Annotated in this window: 17 protein-coding genes and 1 pseudogene; 6 read left to right on the top strand and 12 right to left on the bottom strand. The window is 68.5% G+C overall.

The features are described from left to right. Positions 1-72 precede the first annotated feature (72 nt). The gene (locus tag ABD116_RS24920; protein WP_343974869.1) at positions 73-1782 is read right to left on the bottom strand and encodes a serine/threonine-protein kinase; all 1710 of its coding nucleotides are present in this window, start codon (positions 1780-1782) and stop codon (positions 73-75) included. A gap of 61 nt (positions 1783-1843) precedes the next feature. Between ABD116_RS24920 and ABD116_RS24915 the strand changes: the two genes are divergently transcribed. From ABD116_RS24915 to ptsP, 6 genes and pseudogenes are all read left to right on the top strand, one after another. Beyond that, the gene (locus tag ABD116_RS24915; RefSeq protein ID WP_343974866.1) at positions 1844-2404 is read left to right on the top strand and encodes an RNA polymerase sigma factor; all 561 of its coding nucleotides are present in this window, start codon (positions 1844-1846) and stop codon (positions 2402-2404) included. Continuing rightward, the gene (locus ABD116_RS24910; RefSeq protein ID WP_343974863.1) at positions 2404-2967 is read left to right on the top strand and encodes a DUF4240 domain-containing protein; all 564 of its coding nucleotides are present in this window, start codon (positions 2404-2406) and stop codon (positions 2965-2967) included. Before ABD116_RS24915 ends, ABD116_RS24910 begins: the two co-directional genes overlap by 1 nt. A 40-nt stretch (positions 2968-3007) precedes the next feature. After that, positions 3008-4012, top strand: a complete 1005-nt coding sequence (gene dhaK, locus ABD116_RS24905) for a dihydroxyacetone kinase subunit DhaK (protein ID WP_343974860.1) — start codon at positions 3008-3010, stop codon at positions 4010-4012. A 2-nt stretch (positions 4013-4014) separates the two neighbouring features. Continuing rightward, on the top strand, positions 4015-4635 hold the full coding sequence (dhaL, locus tag ABD116_RS24900) for a dihydroxyacetone kinase subunit DhaL (RefSeq protein ID WP_343976816.1): 621 nt from the start codon (positions 4015-4017) through the stop codon (positions 4633-4635). 7 nt (positions 4636-4642) lie between these two features. Next, a pseudogene (dhaM, locus tag ABD116_RS24895) lies at positions 4643-5077 on the top strand (dihydroxyacetone kinase phosphoryl donor subunit DhaM); the annotation flags it as partial. A gap of 48 nt (positions 5078-5125) precedes the next feature. Further along, positions 5126-7069, top strand: a complete 1944-nt coding sequence (ptsP, locus tag ABD116_RS24890; protein ID WP_343976813.1) for a phosphoenolpyruvate--protein phosphotransferase — start codon at positions 5126-5128, stop codon at positions 7067-7069. Here ptsP and ABD116_RS24885 read toward each other — a convergent pair. The 11 genes from ABD116_RS24885 to purS all read right to left on the bottom strand — a co-directional run bounded on the left by ABD116_RS24885 (position 7060) and on the right by purS (position 16816). Next, positions 7060-7695 carry a cupin domain-containing protein gene (locus tag ABD116_RS24885; protein ID WP_343974857.1) on the bottom strand — a complete coding sequence of 212 codons (636 nt, stop codon included), beginning with the start codon at positions 7693-7695 and terminating at the stop codon, positions 7060-7062. The genes ptsP and ABD116_RS24885 overlap by 10 nt on opposite strands. Next, complete coding sequence (locus tag ABD116_RS24880; RefSeq protein WP_343974854.1) at positions 7692-8243, bottom strand: GNAT family N-acetyltransferase; 552 nt, start codon at positions 8241-8243, stop codon at positions 7692-7694. The genes ABD116_RS24885 and ABD116_RS24880 overlap by 4 nt, the downstream gene beginning before the upstream one ends. Before the next feature lie 14 nt (positions 8244-8257). Then, entirely contained in the window at positions 8258-8590 is a 333-nt protein-coding gene (locus ABD116_RS24875; RefSeq protein WP_343974851.1) for a YnfA family protein, read from the bottom strand. A gap of 69 nt (positions 8591-8659) precedes the next feature. Continuing rightward, positions 8660-9391 (bottom strand): DUF1707 domain-containing protein, encoded by a 732-nt coding sequence (locus ABD116_RS24870; RefSeq protein ID WP_343974848.1) that lies wholly within the window; start codon positions 9389-9391, stop codon positions 8660-8662. Continuing rightward, entirely contained in the window at positions 9388-10152 is a 765-nt protein-coding gene (locus tag ABD116_RS24865) for a hypothetical protein (RefSeq protein ID WP_343974845.1), read from the bottom strand. Before ABD116_RS24865 ends, ABD116_RS24870 begins: the two co-directional genes overlap by 4 nt. Positions 10153-10254: 102 nt before the next feature. Beyond that, a complete protein-coding gene (locus tag ABD116_RS24860; protein WP_343974841.1) occupies positions 10255-10752 on the bottom strand; it encodes a DUF1707 SHOCT-like domain-containing protein in 498 nt (165 codons plus the stop codon). Between the two features lie 70 nt (positions 10753-10822). Next, positions 10823-11518, bottom strand: a complete 696-nt coding sequence (locus tag ABD116_RS24855; protein ID WP_343976810.1) for a tyrosine-protein phosphatase — start codon at positions 11516-11518, stop codon at positions 10823-10825. A 1-nt stretch (position 11519) separates the two neighbouring features. Further along, positions 11520-13781, bottom strand: coding sequence for a phosphoribosylformylglycinamidine synthase subunit PurL (gene purL, locus ABD116_RS24850; protein WP_343974838.1), 2262 nt, complete (start codon positions 13779-13781; stop codon positions 11520-11522). Continuing rightward, the gene (locus ABD116_RS24845; RefSeq protein ID WP_343974835.1) at positions 13759-15894 is read right to left on the bottom strand and encodes a hypothetical protein; all 2136 of its coding nucleotides are present in this window, start codon (positions 15892-15894) and stop codon (positions 13759-13761) included. The genes purL and ABD116_RS24845 overlap by 23 nt, the downstream gene beginning before the upstream one ends. Continuing rightward, a complete protein-coding gene (purQ, locus tag ABD116_RS24840) occupies positions 15894-16565 on the bottom strand; it encodes a phosphoribosylformylglycinamidine synthase subunit PurQ (protein WP_343974832.1) in 672 nt (223 codons plus the stop codon). Before purQ ends, ABD116_RS24845 begins: the two co-directional genes overlap by 1 nt. Beyond that, positions 16562-16816: a phosphoribosylformylglycinamidine synthase subunit PurS gene (gene purS, locus ABD116_RS24835; protein WP_343974829.1), complete on the bottom strand. Its 255-nt coding sequence runs from the start codon at positions 16814-16816 to the stop codon at positions 16562-16564. Before purS ends, purQ begins: the two co-directional genes overlap by 4 nt. Between the last annotated feature and the right edge of the window lie 111 nt (positions 16817-16927).

Here is a 16927-nt window from a genome sequence, read left to right as displayed (position 1 = left end):
CGGCGGCTCGACTGGACCAAGGCAGGGGACGGACGGAGTCGCTCGGCGACGACAACTCTCACGGGGGATCCTTCAGCTGGTAAAGGTGACCGACTCGGCCACCTGAACGGCCTTGTCGCGCTCGGATCCAGGCACCTGGACCTGGATCAGGAGCGAGTTGTCATTCCCCGTGCTGACTACTCGCTGGAGCAGCGTAGTGCCGTTTCCGCAATTCTCCGAAATCTGGTCCAGGTAGGTCTTCGCGCCCTCGGTCGTGGTGGTCGGGTTGCCGACCGTGGTGCAGCCGTACTTCTTCGGGTCCACCAGCACCTTGGACGGGCTGAAGGGGGTCGCCAGCTGGCCGATGAAGACGCCCGGGGTGTCGTTGTTCGGGTTGCTCCAGTTCGTGTTCTTGCTGACCAGCAGGGCTTGGCGTTCCTGCTGAGAGCCCGGCGGGAGCCAGGTCGAGGCGGAGACGACGCCCATCCAGTTGCGCGGCGTCTTCACGGAGAAGTGGTCCTTGGTGATCTTTGCGAACTCGCTCGTCGTCTCCAGATACCGCTGCACTCCGAATCCAGCACCGGCCCCCAGTACCAACGCCAACACAGCAGCCAACACCCACCGCCCCCGGCGCCGACGCGGCGGCGAGGCCACTGCGGGGTCGCTGGTCGAGGCAGCATTGGTGGGGGCCGGGGAGGCTTCAGTTGTTCCAGCTGTGCCGGTGGGTGCGGCAGCGGTCGTTGTGCCGGCGGCTGCGGTGGTTTCCTCGGCAGCTTCGGTGTCGGCCACTGGGTTGCCCGCGGCGTCGGCAGCGACCGTCGTCGTACCGGTTTTGATGACGGTCGGGGCGTTCGACTCGCTCAGGGCGGTCTTCTCGCCTACCTCGGTCTCGTCCGTGGCGGAGACCGCGCCCGCGGACGGGGAGCTCGATGCGATCGTCGCCAGCGCGGCTACCGGAGTACCGACTGAGGCGATGAAGTTCTGGGTTGTTTCGTCGAGGCCGCCGACGAGTTCTCGGGTGAAGGACTCGATGTCGGGCCAGCGCTTCTCGCGGTCCGGGTCGAGGGCACGGACGATCGCCGCATCGACGCGGTCGGGGACGGTGAAGCCGAGTGAGCTGGGTGGCGGGGCTGCCTTGACCCGTCCGGCAGCGCCGAGGCCGTCCACCTGGTGCGGGGACCGGCCGGTCAACGCTGCGTAGGCGACCGCGCCCAGGGAGTACTGGTCTGCGCGCTGGTCGAGCCGCTCCCCCATCGCCTGCTCGGGTGCGACGTACGACGGAGTCCCGCCGGGCATGGTGATCCTCGACACCTCGTCGAGCGACTTGCCCAGGCCCAGGTCGGACAGGACGGCGCGCTCGCCGTCGTCGTCGGTACTGCGGAAGAGCACGTTGGCCGGCTTCACGTCCCGGTGCAGCAGCCCACGCCGGTGCAGCGCCTGCAGGCCACGCCCGACCTGGACGATGACCCCGATCGCCGGCTCCAGCGCGAGCGGCTCCTTCTTGAGCCGGTCAGCGAGCGTGCCACGGTCGGCGTACGTGAGTACCAGGAACGGTCTGCCGTCCTCCAGCTCCCCCACGTCGTGGACCTGGACGACATGCTCGGATTCGACCCGGCGCAGGAACCGCCCCTCTTCGAGGAAGCGGCGGCGGACCGAGTCGTCATGCGCCCAGTTGTCCGCCAGCACCTTGACCGCCACTTCGGCGTCAAGTTGCTCGTCGTGCGCCAGCCATACGGTGGCGAAACCGCCTGAGCCCAGGCGGCGGCGCACGACGTACCGGCCTAGTCTGGATGGGACCCCCATACAAGGCATTATGGTGCACGCGGAGTCCTACGCCCTGGGGACCAAGACAACGAAGGCGCAGATGAGCGAAAGCAGCAGCCCGACCGACGAACTGGCCGTCCTGGCCGAGCGTGCCGCCGCAGGTGACAAGAACGCCATGGACGACCTGCTCAGACTGGTCTACCCGCGCGTCCTGCGGATCTGCCGCAGCGTGCTGCCGTACTCCGCGGACGCCGAGGACGCGGCTCAGGAGGCGCTGCTCAACGTCGCCACCAAGATCCACACGTACTCCGGTCGCAGCAGCTTCTCGACCTGGGTCCACTCGGTCGCGGCGAACTCGGCCCGCTCGACGTACCGCAAGCTGAAGCGGACCGCCCAGGCGGCGCACAACCCCGAGCAGATGGACAAGCCGGACCCGCGTACCACCAGCGTCATCGCCGGCACCCGCCTGGACCTCCTGGAAGCCCTGGAGACCCTCGAGCGCGACCGCCCCCAGATGGTGACCCCGCTGGTACTACGAGACGTCTACGGACTCTCCTACGAGGAGATCGCCGCCGAGGTCGGCGCCCCGCTCGGCACCATCAAGTCCCGCATCCACGACGCCCGCGAGGTAGTCCGCCCGTTGCTCCGCCCGAAGGACTGATGGACGACACCACCTTCTGGTCGATCGTCGAAGCATCCCGCGAGGCGTCGGACGGATCCCTGGAAGACCAGGCCGAGCAACTGGGCGACGCGCTGCTCGAGCTCGGCCAGGACCAGGTCGTCGCCTTCGACGCCGCCTTCACCGAAGCCAGCCGGGCGATCTACAGCTGGGAGCATTGCGGTGCCGCCACGGTGATGCTCGGCTGGGTCGGCGACGACACCTTCACCGACTTCCGGTCCTGGGTGATCGCGCAGGGCCGGACGACGTACGAGCGCTTCCGGGCGGATCCCGACTCGATCGTGGAGGCCGGGCTCGACGACCAGGAGGAGCTCGGTGAAGCCGAGGTCTATGCCGGGGTTGCGGCGGTGGTGTTCGAGGAGTTGGTGGGGACAGAGATCTGGGACGCGCTGCCGGAGCGGGACGGGGGGGAGTTCCAGGAGGATCTGGCTGGGGTGCGGTTCGAGGAGAGTGTGGAAGTGATGGCGGAGCGTTATCCGCGGCTGACCGCGGTCTACGGGCCGCTCTCCACCGAGCCCAAGGACCCTGTACGCAACGATCGGTAGGGGCTCCCCGAAACGCCTTCGGTGTGCTCAGATGGGTGGCATGAAGAAGCTCATCAACGACCCTGCCGATGTTGTGAGTGAAGCGCTGCGTGGGATGGCCGCGGCGCATCCGGATCGCCTGCGGGTGGATCTGGAGAATCGGATCGTTTATCGCAAGGAAGCGCCCAGATCGGGGAAGGTCGGGCTGATTTCCGGTGGTGGGTCGGGGCATGAGCCGCTGCATGGTGGGTTCGTGGGGCTCGGGATGCTGGATGCGGCGTGTGCGGGTGAGGTGTTCACCTCGCCGGTGCCGGACCAGATGATGGCGGCGACGAAGGCGGTCGACGCGGGCGCCGGCGTACTGCACATCGTGAAGAACTACACCGGTGACGTGATGAACTTCGAGATGGCGGCGGAGTTGGCTGCGGCCGATGCCGGTGTCGAAGTGCTGTCCGTCGTCACCGACGATGACGTCGCGGTGCAGGACAGCCTCTACACGGCCGGGCGCCGTGGGGTCGGCGTGACCGTGTTGCTGGAGAAGATCGTCGGGGCCGCGGCCGAGGAAGGCATGCCGTTGCAGCAGGTCGCCGACCTCGCCAAGCGGGTCAACGACAACGGCCGCAGCATGGGGATGGCGCTGACGTCATGCACCGTACCGGCCGCCGGCAAGCCGACCTTCGAGCTGGCCGAGAACGAGATGGAGGTCGGCATCGGCATCCACGGTGAACCCGGCCGGAAACGGTTGCCGCTGGCACCGGCCAAGGACATCGCTGCCCTGCTCGTTGATCCCGTGGTTGCCGATCTGCCTTACCAGCAAGGTGATTCGGTGATCGCCTTCGTCAACGGCATGGGCGGTACGCCGCTGCTCGAGCTCTACCTCATGTACAACGAGGTGCAGCAGTTGCTGGACCGCGCCGGCATCACGGTCGCGCGCTCGCTGGTCGGCAACTACATCACCTCGCTCGAGATGGCCGGCTGCTCGGTCACCCTGCTGAAGGTGGACGACGAACTGGTACGCCTCTGGGACGCCCCAGTGAACACCCCCGGCCTACGCTGGGGCGCGTGAGCATGGGAGTGGATGATTTCGCCAACTGGATGCGGGATGCCGCAGGTGTGCTGCACGAGAACGCGGCGTACCTGACCGAGCTGGACGCGGCGATCGGGGATGCGGACCACGGGAGCAACATGGATCGTGGGTTCGCTGCCGTTGTCGCGGTGCTGGATGAGAGCAGCTTCGAGTCTGTCGACGAGCTGATGAAGAAGGCGGGGATGACGCTCGTCAGCAAGGTCGGCGGGGCGAGCGGGCCGCTGTACGGGACGTTCTTCCTGCGCTTCGGGGCGGCTTTGGCTGGAGCTGAGATCACTCCTGCGACTGTTGGCGAGGCTTTGAAGGCCGGGGTCGGCGGGATCTTGGCGCGGGGCAAGGCGGAGTTGGGCGACAAGACGATGTACGACGCGTGGGCGCCGGCGTTGGAGGCGTACGACTCGGCGGTCGCGGGCGGGGCGGATGTCGGCGGAGCGCTCACGGCGGCGGCTGAGGCTGCCGCGAAGGGGCGGGACGCCACGACGCCGTTGGTGGCGCGGAAGGGTCGGGCTAGTTACCTCGGCGAGCGCAGTGCGGGGCATCAGGATCCGGGGGCGACCAGTACGACGCTCCTGTTGGAGTCGGCCGCGCGCACGCTGGCATGAGGGCTGGCTGCGGGCCTGGTGCGGTGATCGCGTGATCGGGATCGTGGTGGTGTCGCACAGCCGGGCGTTGGCGGATGCGGCTGTTGGGTTGGCCTCGGAGATGGTTGCCGAGGGCGATCGGCCGGTGATCGCGGTGGCGGCTGGGCTGGACGAGACGACGTTCGGGACGGATGCGGCGGCGGTTGCCGAGGCGATCGAGGTCGCGGACAGTGCCGATGGGGTCTTGGTACTGCTTGATCTGGGTAGTGCGGTGCTGAGTGCCGAGATGGCGTTGGAGTTTGTGGATCCTGAGGTTGCCGGCCGGGTGAAGTTGTCCAGCGCGCCTTTGGTGGAAGGGCTTGTGGCGGCCGTGGTGACGGCGTCGACCGGGGCATCGCTGGACGCGGTACTGACCGAGGCTTCACGTGGGTTGGCCGGGAAGCAGGATCACCTTGGCGATGCGGTTGCCCCGGAGTCAGTAGTTGCTGAGGGCAATAGTTTTGCGGAAGTCGTGGTGCGCAACGAGCATGGGTTGCATGCGCGGCCGGCGGCGAAGGTGGTCGGGGTTGCTCAGAGCTTCCAGGCGCAAGTGGCGTTGACCAATCTGACGACTGGGAAGGGCCCGGTCGATGCGGGCAGTCTGAGCATGGTCGCGACGCTGAATGCCCAGCAGGGGCATCGGTTGCGGATCAGCGCCAGCGGGCCTGAGGCGGACGCCGCGGTGGCAGCCCTTGGTGCGTTGGCCGATCGCGGGTTCGATGACATACCGGCGCCTGCGAGTGCGGCTCGACCTGTAGGTAAGAGCGGGTCGGGTTTGGATGTTGCTGTTGGGCCGGCGATCGTGGCTGATCAAGACGTTGACCTGAGTGGGTACCGGGCTGGTGATGTCGATGCTGAGCGGCAGCGGGCGAAGGATGGGATGCGGGTCGCTGAGGAGCAGTTGACCGCGCTGCGGGACGAGACGGCGAAGACGGTCGGTGCCGCGGAGGCGTCGATCTTCGATGCCCAGTTGGCTTTGCTCGGCGATGTGATGGTGCAGGACGCGGTCTTCCGGGCGATCACGCAAGGCGAGGACAAGAGCGCGCCGGACGCGTGGAAAGCTGCGCTGGACGCGGTTGCGGCAGACTTCGAGCAACTGGACGACCCGTACCAGCGTGAGCGGGCTCAGGATGTCCGGAGTGTTCGCGATCGGGTACTCCGCGCGCTGGTCGGCCAGGACGCGGCTGGCAGCGGCGCAGCGGCAGACGACGGGGCGCAGTCGGCGGGTGGGGTGCTGGTTGTGCGGGAGCTGGATGCGGCGACTGCTGCCGGGGTTGATGCCGAGCGGGTCGTCGGGATCGCGGTGCGGGCCGCTGGGACCACCGGGCATGGAGCCATCGTGGCTCGGTCTCGGGGGATTCCGTTGATGACCGGGATCGGGGATGTCGCGGTGCCGGCCGGGGCGTTGGTGGGGTTCGATGCGCGGGCTCAGGAGTTCGTGGTCGACCCGGCGGATGGTGGGGAGCGGTTGCGGGGCGTCGTACGGGAGCGGGCTGGTGAGCGCGACGCGGCGCTGGTCGAGGCTGAACAGCCTGCGGTGACGCTCGACGGACGGACGATCACCGTGCTGGCGAATGTCGGGTCGGTGCAGGATGCGATGGATGCTCGGGGCGCCGATGGGTCTGGGCTGGTGCGGACCGAGGTGTTGTTCGGGGAGTGGCGGGTCGCGCCGACTGTTGAGGAGCAGGTGGGGGCGTTTCGGGCGATTGCGGCGGCGTTTGGTGGGAAGCCGATCACCATCCGGACCTGGGATATCGGGGGTGACAAGCCGCTTGCGTTTCTGCCGCAGGAGCGGGAGGCGAATCCGTTCCTGGGTGAGCGCGGGATCCGGGTCTTCCGCCGGCGGCCGGAGCTGCTGCGCGATCAGCTGAAGGCGATCTGCCAGGTAGCCGCAGAGACTCCGGTACAGGTGATGTTCCCGATGATCACGACGGCCGAAGAGGTCGCGTGGGCACGGACGGAATTGGCCGCGCTGAAGCCGCCACCAGGCTTGAAGGTCGGGATCATGGTCGAGGTACCGGCAGCCGCGCTGCGGATCGCGACGCTGGCCGAGGGGTTGGACTTCGTCAGCATCGGCACCAACGACCTCACGCAGTACACAACAGCCTCCGACCGCGGCAACAGCCAGGTCGCCGCCCTTGCTGACGGGCTGGATCCAGCCGTGCTGCAGCTGGTCGATCGCGTGGTCCGCGGCGTGCCGGACGGCGTCGAGGTGGCGGTTTGTGGGGATCTGGCAAGCGATCCGGCCGCTGCGGCGGTGCTTGCGGGGCTAGGTGTTCACGAGCTGAGTGCTGTCGGTCCGCAGGTACCGACGATCAAGGCCCGGCTGCGACAGACCAATCTCGAAGTCGCCGCGACACTTGCTGCCGCGGCGCTCACGCTGCCCAGCGCGAGCGCCGTCAGGGATCAGCTGTAGTAGCGGAGCTCCACGACGTTGAAGCCGCTGGTGCGGGTCTGCTTCGGCGGTAGTGCGTAGGCGTCGCCTGGCTGGAGGTAGGTGACGTCTGGGCTGTCCAGGTCGAGGTCGACGATCAGAGTCGGGTGGGCGCCAGTGTTCCAGGTGTAGGTCTCGCCGGCGTCAGGGGTGACGTGGATGACCTGTACGTCGGTGTCGTCGACGACCACCTTGGCGGGGATCTCGCCGACCTCGGAGAACCGGCCGACGCCTTCGCCGGGCGCGTACGGCTCGCCGGAGGCTTCCTCGCCGAGGTCGAGGAGCTCGATCAGCCGGTTCAGGTACGGCGAGTCGCCGTCGTTGGTGAGCATGTGGACCGGGGAGACCGGGCGGTAGACCGAGCCGCCGACGGTCTCGCTGAGTTCGCGGGCCGCGCTGCCGTCGAGCCAGTCCATGTGGCAGGGCGAGGTCGCCAGGCACAGGACGACGTACGGGTTGTGGTGCAGGTGCCAGGCCTGGGCCTCCCCCGGCGCCAGGGAGACCTCCCAGACGCGGACGCGGGAATTCTCCAGCAGTACCCGGGTACCGATCTCGCCGAGCACGACCTCGGTGCCGTCGGGGGCCTGGACGGTGGTGCCTGCGGTCATCGTGCGTCTCCGATCAGATCAACTGGGCGTTCCATCGCGACCCCGCCGAGCACGACGCCGTCGGGCATCGTCAGCTCGGCGGCCTCGAGCTCGGTGAAGCCGAACGACTTGTACAGCGGTACGCCGGGCAGCGTAGACATCAGCGCCAACTGGCTGAACCCGGCGGCGCGGGCCGCGTCGACGCAGGCGGTCAGGATGGCCCGGCCGAGTCCGCGCCGGGTCCAGTCGCCACGGACGAACATCGCCCGGATCCTGGCCGGTTCGGTCGCCGGGTCGAGCAACCGGTCGTCGGCGCCGGCTGCCGAACCGTTGAAGAGCTTGTTGCGCCGGCTCCACCCACCGCACGCGACGATCTCGCCGGCCGCCTCGTGCACGTAGTACGTACCGTCCTCGATCAGCGCGAGGTCCAGCCCCGCGATGTGCACCTCGGCACTCGCTACCTGTACCTGGTCGTAGTACGCCGGGAAGAGGTCGAGCACGGACGCCCGCATCAACTCCGAGATGGCAGACGCATCCCCAGGCACGGCAAGTCGCAGCAACGGCTCCACGTCCCCAGGCTATTTCAGCCCCGGGGCGCGTACATGATCAGCCCTACCCCCACGAGACAGACGACCGCCCCGGCCACGTCCCACCGATCCGGCCGGAACCCGTCAACCAACATCCCCCAGCCCAGCGACCCGGCCACGAACACTCCCCCGTACGCCGCCAGAATCCGCCCGAAGTTCGCATCGGGCTGCAACGTCGCCACAAACCCATAGGCGCCCAAGGCAACCATCCCACCAAGCACCCACAACACCCCCCGATGCTCCCGAACCCCCTGCCACACCAACCAAGCCCCACCGATCTCGGCCAAAGCAGCCACCCCGAACAACCCGATCGAACGCAGCACCGTCATGCGTCGGAGGCTATGTGATCCGGCCGAGCACCCAGTGCAGACGGCTTGCCAGGTAGCTCCGGCCGAAGGCTAGTGGGGCTTCTGCCGTTGACGTTGCCTCAGAGTGGCCGCCAGCCAGCGGATGGTCCCGCGGCTGTGGACGAGAGCCAGGAGGATGGCGACTCCACCGATGGTGTAGTCGTTCCAGTCCGACGCCGTGACCAGCCTGAAGATGCCGTAACCCGCGAACAGCACATAGAACAAGCGCACCGGCCCCTTCTTGAGCCAGAGGCTGGTCCGCACCGGCGCGAACTGCAGACCGTCCACCCGCGGCGCCGGGAGTCCGTCGAAGACCTGGACGAGCTGTGTGCGGGTGACTGCCGCGCGCAGCTCGGCTTGCCGCCTGCGCAGCTCGTCGTCATCGAAGAGCTCCATCTTGTGCTGTCGTGTCAGTTCCGCCGCACACCGGGCCCGATCCTCGTCGGACAGCAACTTGCCGGCCCACTCCTTGCTGACCGCCTCCGCGTGACTCGTGGCGATCGTCGCTCGATAGGAGGCGGCCCAGTGATCGCCGGAAGTCACCGAGCCTTCCTTCGTCATTGGTTGTAACACCGCCAGACGCCCGGCGCCGCGGGGCGTGAGCAGGTACTCCACCCGTCCAGGCTGTCGCCGTACCGCCGCGAAACCCTCGCGCACCTGCTCTTGGAGCAGTCCTCGAATCTGCACACGAGAAATGCCCGACATCTTGGCCAGCACCATCACCGAGCGCGGTGTGGTCAGCGACAGCGCAGTGAGCAATTGGTACTCCGACCCCGGGCTCACCGCGGTGGCCTTCTGGTTCGGGACGCCCAGAGCTTGTCGAAGACCGTCCGCAGGACGGGGTAGGCGAAGAAGATGGAACCGCCGATGAACATCGCGGCGCCGAGGTACTCCTCCGGCTTCGAGGCGCCGGTCAGAATCCCGATGCCCGCGAGGAAGAACGGGAGGCAGAAGAGCAGCCTCACAACCATGAACCCGGTCTGCAAGGCGGAGCCCGCCTTCTGCAACGGGTGCGCCGCGGGTGGCGCCGATTCGTCACCGTACAGAGCCGGCGGCTGCAGGCCGTCGAAGACGTCCAGGAGCTGTCCGTGGGTGACCGCCGCGGCCAGCATGCGTTGTCTTCTGATCAGCTCGGCGGAGTCGAAGGCACGCTGCTCGTGTTGCAGCCTCAACGAGGCGTCGCAGCGGTCCCGGTCGTAGTCGGTGAGCGGTACCTCGGCCATCTGCTCGCGGGTGGCGGCGATGCCGGCCTGGTGATGGGCCGTCGACGCCGCCTTCAGGAACTCGCCCCAGCCGACCGGGCCGTCCTTCGCGATGCCGCGCATCATCGCCCGCTTGCCGACACCGGTGGGACTCAGCCGGTACTCCGTGCGCTCACCCTGCCCGTACTTCGTGACATACCCGTCGCCGATGAGTTCCGCCAGCAACCGGCCGACCCGCTCGCGCCTGACCCCCGAGCTCTCGACCAGCTCGACCAGCGAGTACTGGGTCGTCTCCGACATCGCGTTGAGCAGCCGGTACTCAGCTTCGGTCGTCTCAGCCATTCGCGCCCCCAGCATCCGCCGATCCACCCCAGATCGGCACAGCCAGTAGTTTCCCAGCTCAGACGGTCACCGCGGCGACGGACCGATTGCAGGTTGCTGCAGTCAGGAGCGGCGGGAGCGGCGGGTGGGGGCTTTGGCCCAGCGCCAGATGACGGCGGTCCAGGCGAGGGCCGGTACGGCGAAGACTGCGGCGGCTATCTCGCGGCCGAAGACCAGGAAGACCAGGCCGGTCAGGAAGAACGGCAGGGCCAGCCAGACTGCGCCGATGAAGGCGGCCCAGCGCCAGCGGCCTGGTTGGCGTGGGGTGGGCGTGTAGAGAGCCGGCTGTGGGAGGCCGTGGAAGGCGGGTTGGAGGTCGGCGTGGGTGACGGCCTCATTGGCGATGTCGACGCGGCGGTGCAGCTCGACCTCGTCGAGGCGGCCGATGGCGAACTGTTCGGAGAGCTCGTCGATGGCGAGGTGGCGTTCCTCGTCGGTCAGGCGCAGCGGCTGCATGCGGCGGCGCGCGGCAACGGCCCGCGCCTCTTGCCCGGCTGCCGCGGCCATACCGGCCAGGTTCGCCAGGTCAGCCCGCGGACGGCCCTTGTACCGATCGGTCATCCTCACACCCCACTCCTTCTTCCCGAGTGTGCCAGCGATGAGGGCAACACCCAACCGGAGCTGAGACAGATCAGGGAAGGGTCAGCCGTTCCCTGAGCCGGTCGAGCTGTTCGAAGGTCAGGCCGCTGTTGGTCAGGTACCCCGCGACATCGGTCGACCCGAGGAACGCGACCATCGCCAGGCAGTTGTCCGCGCAGTGCTGCTCGAGCGCGTCCGGGTCCAGCGGCGTCTCGCCGGCCGCGGGCGTCGCCTCGTAGTACGCGTTGATGGTCCGCAGGCCCAGCTCGTAGTCGTCGAGGATGTCGGCGACCGGGGTGCCGACCAGCTGGAGCAGCATCGCGATGATCATGCCGGTACGGTCCCGGCCGGCCTTGCAGTGGACCAGTACGCCGCCCTCCGGGGCGTCAGCGATCCGGGCGAACACCGAGGTGACCAGCCCCGGCCAGCGCCGGAGCACCTCGGAGTAGTACGCCGGGCTGTCCAGCCGGTCACCCCACACGGCCATGAACTCGGCGTCCTGCGGGTCCTCGATCGGGTGGTGCTGAATGACATCGAGCACCCGTACTTCGAGTCGCTCGTAGTCGTTCCGCAGGTCGATCACGGTACCGACGCCCGCCTCGGCCAGCTGCTTCCACCCGGTGTCGGTCAGCAGGTCCGGGCGCGCTGACCGATAGACCCGGCCCGGCTGGATCGCTCCCGACCCAGCCGGCAGTCCACCGAGATCCCGTGCGTTGACCGCGCCGTCCCAGTCGAGGTCGCGGCTCACGTCAGCCAAGAGCGGCCGGCAGCGTCGCGGACCAGGTGGCGCGGAGATCGGCCAGAGACACCTCGAACTGGTCCTGAACGTCGAGGGACTCGCCGGTGACGACACCGATCTTCGTGTGCGGGAAGCGGCGAGCGGTGCACATGTCGGTGAACCGGACCTCTTCGGTGCGCGGTACGGCGACGACCGCGCGGCCGGCCGACTCGGCGAAGAGGAACAGGAACGGGTCGAGGCCGTCCGGCGCCCAGACGCGGGCTCCGACGCCGCCGCGAAGAGCAGACTCGACCAGTACCTGGGCGACACCGCCGTCGCTGACGTCGTGCGCCGCGTCGATCAGACCGTCGCGGGAGGCGTTGATCAGGATGTCCGCGAGCTGCTGCTCGTGGGCCAGGTCGACCGCCGGCGGGCGACCGCCGAGGTGGCCGTGGATGACGTGCGCCCACTCCGAGCCCGACAGCTCCTCCTCGGTCTCGCCGAGCAGGTAGAGCTGGTGGCCCTCCATCTCGGCGGTGAAACCGATCGGGGTCCGGCGGGTGACGTCGTCGATGACACCCAGGACGCCGACCACCGGCGTCGGCAGGATCGGCGTCTCACCGGTCTGGTTGTAGAACGACACGTTGCCACCGGTGACCGGGATACCCAGCTCGATGCAGCCGTCGACCAGGCCACGGATGGCCTCGGTGAACTGCCACATCACGCCCGGGTCCTCCGGCGAGCCGAAGTTCAGGCAGTCGGTGACCGCCGCCGGGCGAGCGCCGGTGGTGGCGACGTTGCGGTACGACTCGGCCAGCGCGAGCTTGGCGCCGGTGTACGGGTCGAGCTTGGCGAAGCGGCCGTTGCAGTCGGTGGAGACCGCGACGCCGAGGCCGCTCGTCTCGTCGACCCGGATCATCCCGCTGTCCTCGGGCTGCGCGAGCACCGAGTTGCCGAGCACGTACCGGTCGTACTGGTCCGTGACCCACGACTTGTCGCACAGGTTCGGCGAGGCGATCAGCTTGAGCAGGGTGTCCCGCAGCTCCTCGCCAGTCGTTGCTCGCGGCAACTTCTCGGCGCCGTCGGCCTGCAGCTCGTCCTGCCAGGCCGGCCGCGCGTACGGACGCTCGTAGACCGGGCCGTCGTGCGCGACGGTCCGCGGCGGTACGTCGACCACGCGCTCGCCGTGCCAGTCGATCTGCAGCAATCCGGTGTCCGTGACCTCACCGATCACGTCGGCCTGAACGTCCCACTTCTCGCAGATCTTGAGGAACTGCTCGACGTTGGCCGGCGTGACGACCGCCATCATCCGCTCCTGCGACTCGCTCATCAGAATCTCTTCCGGAGCAAGGGATGCGTCACGCAGCGGCACCTTGTCGAGCGAGACGTGCATACCGCCGTCGCCCGCGCTGGCCAGCTCGGAGGTCGCACACGACAGCCCGGCGCCACCGAGGTCCTGGATGCCCTCGACGATCCGGGCCGCGAACAGCTCGAGCGTGCACTCGATCAGCAGCTTCTCCATGAACGGGTCGCCGACCTGTACCGCGGGACGCTTGGTCGGCCCACCGTCCGCGAAGGTCTCCGACGCCAGCACCGAGACGCCGCCGATCCCGTCGCCGCCGGTCTTGGCGCCGTACAGGATGATCTGGTTGCCGACGCCGGTCGCGTTGGCCAGGTGCAGGTCCTCGTGCCGCATGACGCCGACGCAGAGCGCGTTGACCAGCGGGTTGCCCAGGTACGTCGCGTCGAAGACGACCTCGCCACCGATGTTCGGCAGGCCTAGGCTGTTGCCGTAGCCGCCGACGCCGGAGACGATGCCGGGCAGCACGCGCTTGGTGTCCGGCGCGTCCAGCGGGCCGAACCGCAGCGGGTCCATCACCGCGACCGGGCGGGCGCCCATCGCCAGGATGTCGCGGACGATGCCGCCGACGCCGGTCGCCGCGCCCTGGTACGGCTCGACGTAGGACGGGTGGTTGTGCGACTCGACCTTGAAGGTGACCGCGTAGCCCTCGCCGATGTCGATCACACCGGCGTTCTCGCCGATGCCCGCGAGCATCTTGCCGGCCGGGGTCTCCTGCGGGATCTCACCGAAGCGCTTGAGGTGCACCTTCGACGACTTGTAGGAGCAGTGCTCGCTCCACATCACCGAGTACATCGCCAGCTCGCAGCTGGTCGGCCGCCGGTCCAGGATGTCGCGGATCCGCTGGTACTCGTCCGGCTTCAGCCCGAGCTCCGCCCACGGCTGCTCCACGTCCGGCGTACTGGTCGCGTTACTGACGGTGTCGGTCGACACTTGATGACTCCTGAACTAGGTGGGACTCGGGTACAACGCTACTGGCCAGCAGATGGGCCACCAGCAAGGGCAGGGTGAAGCCGGTCATGATCGCGGGCAGGGCGACCCCGGCGTCGTTCAGCAGCATGCCGACCAGACCACAGGTCGACAGCGCGAGCAGTGTCGGCCGGACCATCGGCCGGCTGGCGTAGAAGCGGCGGTACGCCTCGAAGGGCACCTTGTCCGGCCAGACGCTCGCATACATGGCCAGCAAGACTCCGGCGAGCATGAACCAGCCCGCCGGGGTGTGGAAGAAGGCCAGGGCCATCTGCAGCTTGCGGATCAGTACGTCGCTCACGTCACCGTCGAGCAGCCGCGCCACGAACGTACCGAAGTGGCTGCGCTGGTCCTCCGGCCGGAGGAAGTCGAGGAAGGCGACAGCGGACACCGCGAGCACGCCCGCGACCCCGATGCCGACCAGTGCCTTGAGGGTGATGCCACCACGCCAGGTCAGCCAGGCCAGCAGCAGTACAGCGGGAGTCAGCGCGATGATGCCGCCGAAGTCGGTCCCCCAGCCGGGCTTGCCGTCCACGATGATCGCCAGGCCGCCGATAGCCAGTACTGCGAGCGCCGCCTTCACCCTGCTCTGGTCCAGCAGCCGCTGCGCGACCCATCCGGCCGTGACGAGGGCTGCGACGGCCAGGGTCGCGAACGTCGAGTTGCCGAAGCCGTAGAAGCGTCCACCGATCACCGGTCCGTCGGCGAACATGCTGCCGAACTGCAGCGGAGTACCGAGCACTCCGTCGACCAGCAGGATCAGGTACGCCGCCAGCAGGATCCCCAGCGCGGCCCATTGCTTCAGGACCGCTCGGGCGACCCCGGCGAAGACAGCGCTGATCGCCAGCACCACGAAGTACAGGGACAGCCCAGGCGACGGCCACCGCCACCACACCGTCGCAGTGGACAGGAAGACCGCGATGAAGAACCCGCCTTGGGCAAGCAACGTGAATTCACTCGTACTACGAGCCCGCCGGCTCCGCGTCTTGAGAAACCACCCGAGCGCGATCAACTGCGCCGCAAGCAAGGTCATCGCGACGGCGATCAGCACCGGCCGCGGATGCTCGAACCGCTCGTTGGTGTCCAGCCGGTCCTCGATCACCGAGGCCGTGGACTTGCCTGCCGCGCCGCTCTGGTCGTGCCGGTCGCCGTCGACGGCGAGCTGGTTGCCGTCGAGCGGGCCGGGTTGCTCTTCGCCCGCCGGGTCGAGCTCCTTGCCGACGCCGCGGAGCACGGTCGCGGTGACGTCGGTCAGCTGGATCAGGCCAGGGCGTCGAGTCGAGTCACTGGTGAGCCAGCGCGGACCGTCGGCCGGCGGCAACTGCATCGCGACCAGCGGCTCCTGGTGCGCGTTGGCGGTCTCCTGGCTGATACCGACGAGCAGCACCCAGGCGACCGGCGAGGCGTCTTGGGCCTGCCGCACCAGATCGGCGACCTTCTTGCGCGCCTCGTCGCGGCCCTCGCGCAGCGGGAGCGCGCCCGCGTCGATGATCGCGTCACTGCAGTTGTCGTCGAAGGTCTCCCGGTCGAAGGCCGGTTTCCAGTTGGCGACCGTGCCGTCGGGTGCCGCGGTGGCGATCGCAGCGCCGGGGCCGAAGCCGCAGACTCGGTCACGGCTCGCGGTCAGTCGGCCGAGCGGAGCGCCGGTGTGGTGCTCGGCCTGGCGGTCGACGTACGTCTGCCAGTTCTGGATCTTGCCGTCGGTCACCGTGGGCAGGTCGCCGCAGGGCTGGTCCGGGACGCTGCCCCAGGCGCGGGTGCCGGCGCTGATCGTCAGCCAGCCGTCGATCGGGCAGGTGTGCGGACCGGCGGTCTTCACGGTGATCGAGCCGACGTTCGCCTGGCCGACCAGCGCGGTCAGCTCAGGCGACGCCTTCACATCGTTCCAGCTCAACCCCGGCACCCCGACCACAATCACCTTGGCCGGCTCACTGAGCGCCGGGCTGGCCAGCGCCGACCCGGTGAGAGCCGGCTCAGCGGGGACCGGCGCAGCGTTCGCCGTACCGGCTGCCGACGCGGAGGCGGCGAGGAGGACGGCGGCGGCCGACAGCAGCCGCCGTACTCCAGGTGGTCTCATCAGGAGGCGACTACGGCCTTCAGAACCGAGGTGAAGAAGCCGAGGCCGTCGGTGCTCGGGCCGGTCAGGGTCTCGACGCAGTGCTCGGGGTGCGGCATCAGGCCGACCACGTTGCCGCGCTCGTTGCTGATCCCGGCGATGTCGCGGTACGAGCCGTTCGGGTTGTCGTCCAGGTAGCGGGCGACGACCAGGCCCTCACCCTCGAGCCGGTCCAGGGTGGCCTCGTCGGCGACGAAACCACCGTCCTGGTTCTTCAGCACGATGGTGATCTCGTGGTTGGCGTCGTAGTCGCTGGTCCAGGCGGTGCGGTTGTTCTCTATCCGCAGCGGCTGGTCCTTGCAGATGAACTTGCGGTGGTTGTTCTTGATCAGCGCGCCCGGCAGCAGGTGCGACTCGCAGAGCACCTGGAAGCCGTTGCAGATGCCGAGCACCGGCATTCCCTCGCCGGCCTTCTTGATGATGGTCTCCATCACCGGCGCGAACCGGGAGATGGCGCCGGCCCGCAGGTAGTCGCCGTAGGAGAAGCCGCCCGGCAGGACGACCGCGTCGACCCCGTGCAGGTCGGCGTCGCCGTGCCAGAGGGCGACTGCTTCGGCGCCGGCGACGGCTGCCGCGCGGCGGGCGTCGGCGTCGTCCAGCGAGCCGGGGAAGGTGACGACCCCGATCTTCACTGGACGTCTGCCTCGACGTGCAGGGTGTAGTCCTCGATCACCGGGTTGGCCAGCAGCGTGTCGGCCGCCTTGCGGATCTCGGCGACCCGTTCCTCGGTCGCCTCACCGTCCAGGGTGATCTCGAAGCGCTTGCCCTGACGCACATCGGCCACGCCGTCGAAGCCGAGCCGGCCGAACGCGCCGTGCACCGCCTTGCCCTGCGGGTCGAGGATCTCGGGCTTGAGCATGACGTCGACGACAACGCGAGCCACTGAAACTCCTGGTTCGGACCGGGGATGACGCCTGAATCCTACCGACCACCGCCCGATCTGCCCGCATCGGCGACTATTCACTCAGTACATATATCGTGTGTATAGTCGATC

Origin of the sequence: Kribbella koreensis, from assembly GCF_039525325.1 — a bacterium.
Lineage (GTDB): Bacteria > Actinomycetota > Actinomycetes > Propionibacteriales > Kribbellaceae > Kribbella > Kribbella koreensis.
The sequence above is the reverse complement of the archived record's forward strand: the minus strand, read 5'-3'. Positions and strand labels throughout refer to the sequence as shown.

What these genes read in the sequence shown, in the direction of transcription:
- dhaK (WP_343974860.1), top strand. Translation starts at nt 3,008, where the DNA reads ATGAAGAAGCTCATCAACGACCCTGCCGATGTTGTGAGTGAAGCGCTG.
- ABD116_RS24860 (WP_343974841.1), bottom strand. Translation starts at nt 10,752, where the DNA reads ATGACCGATCGGTACAAGGGCCGTCCGCGGGCTGACCTGGCGAACCTG.
- ABD116_RS24910 (WP_343974863.1), top strand. Translation starts at nt 2,404, where the DNA reads ATGGACGACACCACCTTCTGGTCGATCGTCGAAGCATCCCGCGAGGCG.
- ABD116_RS24915 (WP_343974866.1), top strand. Translation starts at nt 1,844, where the DNA reads ATGAGCGAAAGCAGCAGCCCGACCGACGAACTGGCCGTCCTGGCCGAG.
- ABD116_RS24885 (WP_343974857.1), bottom strand. Translation starts at nt 7,695, where the DNA reads ATGACCGCAGGCACCACCGTCCAGGCCCCCGACGGCACCGAGGTCGTG.
- ABD116_RS24845 (WP_343974835.1), bottom strand. Translation starts at nt 15,894, where the DNA reads ATGAGACCACCTGGAGTACGGCGGCTGCTGTCGGCCGCCGCCGTCCTC.
- ABD116_RS24865 (WP_343974845.1), bottom strand. Translation starts at nt 10,152, where the DNA reads ATGGCTGAGACGACCGAAGCTGAGTACCGGCTGCTCAACGCGATGTCG.
- dhaL (WP_343976816.1), top strand. Translation starts at nt 4,015, where the DNA reads ATGGGAGTGGATGATTTCGCCAACTGGATGCGGGATGCCGCAGGTGTG.
- ABD116_RS24920 (WP_343974869.1), bottom strand. Translation starts at nt 1,782, where the DNA reads ATGGGGGTCCCATCCAGACTAGGCCGGTACGTCGTGCGCCGCCGCCTG.
- ABD116_RS24875 (WP_343974851.1), bottom strand. Translation starts at nt 8,590, where the DNA reads ATGACGGTGCTGCGTTCGATCGGGTTGTTCGGGGTGGCTGCTTTGGCC.